Annotated in this window: 10 protein-coding genes; 6 read left to right on the top strand and 4 right to left on the bottom strand. The window is 70.4% G+C overall.

What is annotated here, in order from left to right; genetic code table 11:
* Positions 1 to 100: 100 nt before the first annotated feature.
* Positions 101 to 2,074 (bottom strand): flotillin family protein, encoded by a 1,974-nt coding sequence (locus tag ACFYOJ_RS35045; RefSeq protein WP_356556613.1) that lies wholly within the window; start codon positions 2,072 to 2,074, stop codon positions 101 to 103.
* A gap of 377 nt (positions 2,075 to 2,451) precedes the next feature.
* Positions 2,452 to 2,862 (bottom strand): four-helix bundle copper-binding protein, encoded by a 411-nt coding sequence (locus ACFYOJ_RS35040; protein ID WP_356556612.1) that lies wholly within the window; start codon positions 2,860 to 2,862, stop codon positions 2,452 to 2,454.
* 308 nt (positions 2,863 to 3,170) lie between these two features.
* Here ACFYOJ_RS35040 and ACFYOJ_RS35035 point away from each other — a divergent pair, with 308 nt between their 5' ends.
* From ACFYOJ_RS35035 to ACFYOJ_RS35025, 3 genes are all read left to right on the top strand, one after another.
* A complete protein-coding gene (locus ACFYOJ_RS35035; protein ID WP_356556611.1) occupies positions 3,171 to 4,370 on the top strand; it encodes a hypothetical protein in 1,200 nt (399 codons plus the stop codon).
* An 11-nt stretch (positions 4,371 to 4,381) separates the two neighbouring features.
* A complete protein-coding gene (locus ACFYOJ_RS35030) occupies positions 4,382 to 4,969 on the top strand; it encodes a hemerythrin domain-containing protein (protein WP_356556610.1) in 588 nt (195 codons plus the stop codon).
* A 205-nt stretch (positions 4,970 to 5,174) separates the two neighbouring features.
* Complete coding sequence (locus tag ACFYOJ_RS35025; protein ID WP_356556609.1) at positions 5,175 to 5,591, top strand: CBS domain-containing protein; 417 nt, start codon at positions 5,175 to 5,177, stop codon at positions 5,589 to 5,591.
* Between the two features lie 191 nt (positions 5,592 to 5,782).
* Here ACFYOJ_RS35025 and ACFYOJ_RS35020 read toward each other — a convergent pair whose 3' ends face one another.
* Positions 5,783 to 6,064, bottom strand: coding sequence for a hypothetical protein (locus ACFYOJ_RS35020; protein WP_356556608.1), 282 nt, complete (start codon positions 6,062 to 6,064; stop codon positions 5,783 to 5,785).
* 404 nt (positions 6,065 to 6,468) lie between these two features.
* Between ACFYOJ_RS35020 and ACFYOJ_RS35015 the strand changes: the two genes are divergently transcribed.
* Both ACFYOJ_RS35015 and ACFYOJ_RS35010 read left to right on the top strand, forming a co-directional pair.
* On the top strand, positions 6,469 to 6,633 hold the full coding sequence (locus ACFYOJ_RS35015) for a hypothetical protein (protein ID WP_388598561.1): 165 nt from the start codon (positions 6,469 to 6,471) through the stop codon (positions 6,631 to 6,633).
* A gap of 219 nt (positions 6,634 to 6,852) precedes the next feature.
* Entirely contained in the window at positions 6,853 to 7,158 is a 306-nt protein-coding gene (locus tag ACFYOJ_RS35010; protein WP_356556606.1) for a hypothetical protein, read from the top strand.
* A gap of 76 nt (positions 7,159 to 7,234) precedes the next feature.
* On the opposite strand, the gene ACFYOJ_RS35005 is transcribed toward ACFYOJ_RS35010, so the two are convergent.
* The gene (locus ACFYOJ_RS35005; RefSeq protein ID WP_356556605.1) at positions 7,235 to 7,903 is read right to left on the bottom strand and encodes a hypothetical protein; all 669 of its coding nucleotides are present in this window, start codon (positions 7,901 to 7,903) and stop codon (positions 7,235 to 7,237) included.
* Between the two features lie 156 nt (positions 7,904 to 8,059).
* Between ACFYOJ_RS35005 and ACFYOJ_RS35000 the strand changes: the two genes are divergently transcribed.
* Positions 8,060 to 8,500, top strand: coding sequence for a hypothetical protein (locus tag ACFYOJ_RS35000; protein ID WP_356556604.1), 441 nt, complete (start codon positions 8,060 to 8,062; stop codon positions 8,498 to 8,500).
* The last annotated feature ends 24 nt before the right edge of the window (positions 8,501 to 8,524 follow it).

Below are 8,524 nucleotides of genomic sequence, written 5' to 3'. Positions count from 1 at the left end.
CCCCCCCCCCCCCCCCCCCCCCCCCCCCCCCCCCCCCCCCCCCCCCCCCCCCCCCCCCCCCCCCCCCCCCCCCCCCCCCCCCCCCCCCCCCCCCGGCCGGTCAGCCCTGGGCGCTGCCGTTCGCGGCCACCGGCCGGGCCTCGGCGAGGCCCGCCCCGCCGGCCCTGCCGAGCAGCCGCTCCAGGGCCGCCGCGTCGGCGCCGCCCGTCTTCATGAGCTTCGCCAGCAGGGCGGACACGGTCAGGTTCTGCACGTCGGCCGTGGAGAACGAGCCGAGGACGCGGCCGAGGTCGTCGGTGAAGCTCGACGTCCCGTCCAGCCAGGGCCCGGCCAGCGCCTGGGCGGTCTCGGAGTGCTGCACGAAGCCGTCGACGCCCTTGCCGAGGCCGATGGCGCCGACCAGCCGGTCGAGGAAGACCGACTCGCCGCCGACGATGTCGATGTCGGCGTTCTCCAGCCCGGTCGCCAGCACCGTCGCCTGGGCCTCGGCCACCTGCCGCTGCACCTCCAGCCCGGCCAGCCGGATCTCCTTCTCGGCCTCCAGCCGCAGCCGGTACTCCTCGTGGCCGCGGGACGCCTCGTCCAGCGCGGCCATCGCCGCGGCCTTCTCGGTGAGACCGGCGGCCTCCGCCCGCAGCCGTGCCTCGGTGGCCCCGGCCTGAGCGCGGCCGGTCTTCTCGACGACCTCGGCCTCCTTGTCGCGGACCTGTACGGCGGCCAGTCCCTCGGCGGCGGCCTCGGCCTGGACGCCCTCGGCGAGCCGCAGTTTGGCCCGTGCGTCGAGGTCGGCGCTCTTCAGCCGGGCCTCGGCGAGCGTGAGCTCCTCGGCGGCACGGTGTACGGCGGCCTGTTCGGCGGCCTCGGCGGCCTTGATGTCCTTGACGAGCTTCTCCTGCGCCTCGGCCTCGGCGGCGATGACGACGGCCTGCCGCCGCCGCTCCGCCTCCTCCACGGCGCGCAGCTTCTTGATGGCCTCCTCCTGCTCGGCGACCGTGCGGTCCACGGCCACCCGCTCCCGGATGACGTCGGCGATCTCCCGCTTCTCCGCCTCGACCTCCTTCTCGGCGGCGATCCGCGTGAGCTGCGTCTCCCGTTCCCGGGCGATGACCTCCAGCAGGCGGTCCTTCTCGATGCGCTCGTTCTCGACGGCGATGACCCGCTCGCGGTTCTTCTGGGCGACCGCGACCTCGCGGCCCTGGTTCTCGCGCTGGATGCCGAGCTGCTCCTCGGTCTTCAGGAAGGCGGACTGCGCCCGCAGCCGCTCCTCCTCCACCACCCGCGCCGTCTCGGCCTCCTCGCGGGCCCGGACGGTCTCGATCTCCCGCTTCTGCTTGATCTCGGCGTCGGCCTGCCGGCGCTCCAGTTCCAGGATGGCCTCGCGGGCGTCGACGTTCTGGCGGGTGATCTCCTTCTCCTCGGTGCGCTGGGCCTCGTTGGTGCGCACGTGCTCCACGGCCGTCAGCTCGGTGATCTTCCGGATGCCCTGGGCGTCGAGGACGTTGGCGGGGTCGAGCTGGGTCAGCGGCGTCTGCTCCAGGTAGTCGATCGCCGCGTCCTCCAGGTGGTAGCCGCTGAGGTCGACGCCGATGACCTCGATGATCCGGTACCGCAGTTCCTCGCGCTTGGTGTAGAGGTCGGTGAAGTCCATCTGCTTGCCGACGGTCTTCAGCGCCTCGGAGAACTTCGCGTGGAACAGCTCCTGCAGCGTGTTCCGGTCGCTGGCCCGTGCGGTGCCGACCGCCTGGGCGACCTTGATCACGTCCTCGACGGTCTTGTTCACCTTGACGAAGAACGAGATCCGGATGTCCGCGCGGATGTTGTCCCGGCAGATCAGCCCTTCCTTGCCGGCCCGGGTGATCTCGATGGTCTTCACCGAGATGTCCATCACCTCGGCCTTGTGCAGCACCGGCAGCACGACCTGCCCGGTGAAGGTCACGTCGACCTTGCGCATCTTGGAGACGATCAGGGCCTTGCCCTGCTCCACCTTGCGGAACAGCCGGGCGACGACGAACAGCGCGGCGGCGGCGAGCAGCAGGCAAACGAGCACGCCGATGCCCAGGGTGCGGTAATCCATAGGAAGTCCTCGGAGTCTGCGAAGAGTTGGCGCCCCGGCGAGGAGGCGGTGCGGCCCGTCCGGCTGCGGGCGGACGCGCCCTGTGCGGCGCCCGGCGGCCGGGTACCGGCCGCGACGGCGGTCATCGCCGGGGCCGTACCGGGAACACGGCCCAGCGGACCCCGGCACCGCCGTCCGTTGCCGGACTCTGACACCGGGGCCGCTCCCCCTGTTTCTGCCGCCCTCATACTGACCGAGGTGCACCGCGCGTCACATTGCCTTACTACGGCAATCTTTACGCCTTCTTGATGCCGGGCGACGGCACCGGCGGGGCGGGAACGCGCTCCGCATCGGTCATGGCGGCCTCCGCACTCTTCGCAGTGGTGTGCTCCGAGGTGTCAGCCCAGACTCGCGAGCAGTTCGTCGCACGCCCGCTCGCAGCGCCGGCACGCCTCGGCGCAGACACGGCAGTGCTCGTGCATGTCCGCGTGGGAGGCGCACTCGTCGGCGCACGCCTTGCAGACGGTGGCGCAGGCCTGCAGGACGGCCCGGGTGATGTTGGCGTCGTAGCCGGTGTGCCGGGACAGGACCGACGCGGTGGCGTCGCAGACGTCGGCGCAGTCCATGTCGGTGCGGATGCATTTGGTCAGATCGCCGACCATGCCCTCCGACAGACAGGCGTCGGCGCACGCGGTGCACGCCTGGGCGCAGGCGATGCACTCCTCGATGCACCTGGCCATCGCCTCCCGGTCCACGCCGCCCAGGTCCGCGGGGTAGGTGCGGAGCATGTCGTTGACGGTAGTGCTCATGGGGCCGCTCCTGTTCTGCCGCCGGCGGGGACACCGGCGGCGTCCGCTGTGCGATGCCTGCCGAGTGACACACGACCGCGCACCGCAAACGGCCGCCGCCGGGCCGGTCCCGCGGGGCCCGGGGCCCGGGCCGGCGCAGGATCCGCCCGCCCGGCTGGCCCACCCGGGGGAACCCTGCGCCCGGCGGGTGTGAGCGGTGGCTGGAAAGCATCCCTGGTGAACAGACTGAGGGCCACGTCTGCGCTCGTCGCCCGATGCCGGGTACCCCCGGCGGTGCGCGAGTCCCCCTCGTCCCCAGGAGGCCCCCCATGACGTTCAATCCACTGGAACAGCGGGGTATCCCGCTCGACCGCCAGCTGCGCAACTGGCGTGAGCTGAACGTGGATCCGATCGACCCGGACCACTGCGACCCGTACACCCGCTGCCGGATCATCACGATGAACGGGATCGAGGTGGAGGCGATCCTCTTCAGCCACCAGCTCGCCCGCCACACGACCGACCCGGAGATCAAGCGGCAGCTGGCGCGGGTGCGCTACATCGAGGCACAGCAGCAGAAGGTCGTGAACTGGCTGCTCCCGGGTGTGTCGTCGGTGCTGGAGACGACCATCGCCTACGAGCAGGTCGCGGTGGACCTGACGGCGTGGGTGGCCCGCATGGAACCGGACCCGTACCTGAAGCAGGCGTACCAGTTCGGCGTGCTGGAGGACTTCGACCACCTGTACCGGTACGCGAACCTGTACGAGATGATCGAGCACCGCAAGGCGGAGTCGATCGTCGACAGCCTGACCGAGGTCATGCCGGGCCGGCCCACTCGCTACCACCACCGGGACGCGTACGACAACGTCCGCGACCCGTACGACAAGGACCGGACGAACCCGCTGTCGAAGCTGCACGCGCTGACGGTCATGTCGGCGGAGCAGCAGACCATGAACTTCTACATGAACACCGGCCCCACCTACATGGAGCCGATCGCCCGCCGCCTCTACCAGGAGATCGGGCTGATCGAGGAGGAGCACGTCACCCACTACGAGTCCCTCGTGGACCCGGGTGAGACGTGGTGGGAGCAGCTGGTCAACCACGAGTACAACGAGTGCTACCTCTACCACTCCTTCATGGAGCAGGAGAGCGACCCCAGGATCAAGGCGATCTGGGAGCTGCATCTGAACATGGAGCTGGAGCACCTGCACGCGGCCTGCGACCTCATGCGCCGCCACGACGGCCGCGACCCCGCCTCGGTGCTGGCCCCCGAGCTGCCGAACGTGCTCACCTTCGAGCCGAACAAGGCCTACCTGCGCGAGCTGCTCGACACCCAGATGGACCTGACCACGCTCGGCGCCGGCTACGTGCGCGAGGCGCACGAGCGGTTCGAGCGGATGCAGGAACAGATCCACGGCGGCGAGGCACCCCCGAGCGACCAGGTGATCACCGAGCACGACGCCGTGTTCGGCCGCGAGTACCGGCTCCAGACCGAGGGCGAGCACCCCGACCCCTCGCAGCGCGAGAAGTAGGGGAGGCCGACATGTCCGAGCTGCACACCCCGCACGCCGGGGACGACAGGGCCGAGGACGACGACGTCGTCGCGCTGCTGATGCGCCAGCACGGCGACATCCGCAACCTCTTCGACGAGGTCGAGGCGGCCACCGGCGAGGAACGCCGGGACGCCTTCCGCCGCCTGGTGCGGTTGCTGGCCGTGCACGAGACCGCCGAGGAGGAGGTCGTCCACCCCTTCGCCCGGAAGGGCTTCCCCGGCGGGGAACAGGTCGTGGCGGAGCGGCTCGCCGAGGAGAAGGCGGCCAAGGAGGCGCTGGCCGCCCTCGACGAGCTGGACACCGACGACCCCGGGTTCATGCCCCGGCTGCTCGAGCTGCGCGGGGACGTCCAGGCACACGCCCGGGCCGAGGAACGCTACGAGTTCACCCACATCCGCCGCAGCGCCGACACGTCCGGCCTCGCCGCCATGGCGAGGGCCGTCAAGGCCGCCGAGGCGATGGCACCCACCCGGCCCCATCCGGGTGTCGAGTCCGGCGCGGCCAACATGGCCCTCGGGCCGGTCGCCGCTCTGATGGACCGCACCAAGGACGCCGTGCGCAAGGCCATGGGCAAGTAGCCCCGCGCACGGGCCCCGGCCCGGCCGGACGCCCTCGCCGGCCCGGTCGGACCACCCTTCGCCGGCGCGGGGGGACCGGCCCGCGGCGGGCGTTACGGCCCGGGGCCGCGGGGAACCCACGCACGAAAACCACCCCCTGTCCCGTCCGCGCCGACGCGGTGGACGGGACAGGGCGACAGACAGACGGACACAGGGAGTGAGACGGATGACGAAGGCGCGGGACATCATGACGGGCGGGGCCGAGTGCATCGGCGCCGAGGAGACGGTGCTGGACGCGGCCCGCAAGATGAAGGACCTCGGTGTCGGCGCCCTGCCGATCTGCGGCACCGACAACAAGCTCAAGGGGATGCTGACCGACCGGGACGTCGTCGTGAAGGTTCTCGGCGCCGGCAAGGACCCGGCGACCTGCCGGGCCGGCGAACTGGCCCAGGGCGAGGCCGTGACCATCGGTGCCGACGACGACGTGGAGGAGATCCTGCGCACGATGACGGCACACAAGGTGCGCCGTCTGCCGGTGATCGACGGACACGACCTGGTCGGCATGGTCGCCCAGGCCGACGTCGCGCGGGCCCTGCCCGACCCCCAGGTCGGCGACCTGCTCCAGGCCCTGTCCACCGACTGAACCGGACACCGGCTCCCCGGGCCCCCTGGCCACCGGTGCGGGAACACACCGGGCCGGCCGGTGCAGAAGACAAGCATCCGGTGCGGGGACAGGGAAGCGGCCCCCGGAACAGTGTCCGGGGGCCGCCGAGAAGAGAAAGCGAAGAACTGGTCAGGCAGGCTGTGCCGACCGCTGGACGGTGGTCAGCCGCACTAGTCCTTCTTGAGGAAGAAGTTGGCGTGCGCCGAGTTGTCGTCCTCGTCCACGATGTGGAGCTCCCTCTCCTCCTCCTTGTTGTTCTCGGAGCAGTCGATGTTGTTGTTCGCCGACGACAGGATCGGGATGTCGATGACCTCGACGACGTCGCAGCTGAGAACCTGGGAGTTGTTCTCGAACTTCGACGTGTCGTCGTCGGCGGCCGAGGCGGTGGAGGCAACGCCACCGGCCATGGCGAGCGCGGTGAGGGTGCAGGCGAGAGCCTTCTTGAGGGCCATTTCGGTCTCCTGAGTTGGGTGTCGGTATCCGAAAGCACGGACCCTGTGATGAGTACCACACATTCGGAGGTCGCCGCGCTTCCTCCTGGCGCACCTGGGTGACCAGATTTCTTTTCAGCGTGGCGAACTACCCGTAAAACGACGGCGAGCCGTGCGCGTTATGCTCCAGCCGGGTGAAGCATGCGATCCGGGCCGACCCCGCCCGCCTCACCTCGCCCCCTCCCCCGTCCGACCACGGGCCGAAAAGGCGCTTTTCGTACTGCGAGAACACGGGGCAGCGCATCAGTTGCCAACCCCCTCCGTCATCCCGAACAATTCGCGGGCGCAGTCATGCGCTCGGTCCAGAATCAGACAGGAGAAACGGCATGCCGGCTGCTCGTCTCGCAGTGCTTTCGCTGTGCGCGGTGTCCATGACCGCCCTGCACGGCGGAATCGCTCAAGCGCACGAGGAACCCCGAACTTTCGTGAACAACACCCAGATCCTTTCCTGTCTGAACATCGAGGTGCTCGACCTTCCGATCGCGTCCGTTTCGGGGAACAACATCGACTGTTCCGGCCGTCGCGGGTGAGGAAGTGACCCGCTCACGGTTCCCGGGCGGCGGAATCACCCGGGAGGAGCAACACCGACCGGGTAACAGGAACGTTGAATGACTGATCGCTCTGGCAACACAGTCATGCCGCGCATGGCCGCCAGACCGTATACGTCATTCACTGAACGTGGTGCTGTGTCCCTCAAGGGATTAGCCACTTCATTCACCGAACCGAGTCCAACCAGAGGAAACCCCCACATGGCTCTCAAGAAGGCCCTCGCCTGCACCCTCACCGCGCTCGCCGTGGCCGGTGGCGTTGCCTCCACCGCCTCGGCCGCCGACGACGACACGGCGAAGTTCGAGAACAACACGCAGATCCTCAGCTGCGACGCCATCGAGGTGCTCGACATCCCGATCATCTCGACGGCCAACAACAACATCGACTGCTCCAAGAACAGCAAGGAGGAGTCGGCGAAGGTCCACGTCGTGGACGAGGGCGACAACGCCTCGCAGGCCAACCTCTACGTCGAGAACCGCAGCGCGAAGCACCTCGAGTACCGCTGATCCTCGGCCTACGCCTCCAGGGCCCGGCAACCGACGGTTGCCGGGCCCTCTTCGATGCCCGGACCCGAGGGCGGCGTCACCGTCCGTCCGGCGGCGGGGTGCCTCGGTCCCGGCCGGCGGCGTTGTCCAGGAGAGGGGCGTAGAGCTCCAGCGCTTCGAGGGCCGCGTCGGGGTCGGGCTCGGCGTCGAGTTCCTCGTCGTCCTCGTAGGGGGACAGGCGTACGGCGGCCGCGACCGTGTCCCGGTCCCACGTGCCCGCGCGGACCGAGGCCAGGAGGGCTGCCAGCGCGTCCGGGTCGCTCTCGCCATCGGCGATCTCGCCCAGGGCGATGTCGGCCTCGGTCAGGAGGTGCCGGTCGTCGACCGTATGGGTGACGACGCGCCCCGGGACGCCGACGGCGGACGTCCAGGCGCTTCCGTCCCACCGGGCCGCTCCGCTGAAGACCGCGTCCCGCTCGTGGGCGAAGGGCCCCGGGAGTTCCGAGAGTCCCAGCGCGGCACGGATGTCCTCGTACGTGAGCAGGACCTCGCGCTCGTCGTGGTCGCGGGTCACCAGTACGGGCGCGGCCCCGGTCAGGTCGAGCACGAACGAGCTGCCGCCCCCGTCGTCGTGGACGGCCCGCCGAGGTTCGGGCGTGTACCGGGGAGGCAGGTCCGTCGCCGCGGCGAGCGCCGTGCCGAAGGCCAGCCCCGCGGCGATGTGGCCGGGCGAGGGGATCGACGACCAGTCCTTGTGCGTATGCATGCACCGCATCGTGCCACCCGCCGCTGACAGGCACCCCGGTCACGAGCGCGGGCCCGCTTGCCACCCGGACGGCCCGCACCCGCTCGCCGCCCTCCCCGGCGCGGGCGAACACTCGAAGCCCCGCCCACCCCGCGACACGAGGGACGGAGTACGACCATGGCCAATACCGCCCACGGCACAGGAGGGCCCGCGCGGCCGGGAGACGACACGGCCGCCTGGGCCTCCGGAGGCGTCGTCCTCGCCGGTGTGCTGATGCTGATCGAGGGCCTCTTCGGCGTCTTCAACGGGATCGCGGCGATCGCCGCGGACGACGTCTACGCGTCCGTCGGCGACTACGTCTACAAGTTCAGCCTCACCGCCTGGGGCTGGATCCACCTGATCCTCGGCGTGCTCGTCGCCGTCACCGGCTGGGGCATCCTCAAGGGCGCCGCCTGGGCACGCGGTCTGGGCGTCGGACTCGTCGCCCTGGTGGTGGTCCTCCAGTTCCTCTGGCTGCCCTACCACCCGCTCTGGGCGATCGTCTCCATCGCCATCGGCGTCTTCGTGATCTGGTCCCTGTGCACGGACCACGGCGGCCGCCCCGCCCGGCCGGTCTGATCCCCACCCGTTCCCGTCTCCGGG

It is taken from the genome of Streptomyces sp. NPDC006384 (assembly GCF_042870695.1).
Taxonomy (GTDB): Bacteria; Actinomycetota; Actinomycetes; order Streptomycetales; family Streptomycetaceae; genus Streptomyces.
This window is presented reverse-complemented; position numbering and strand designations above follow the sequence as displayed.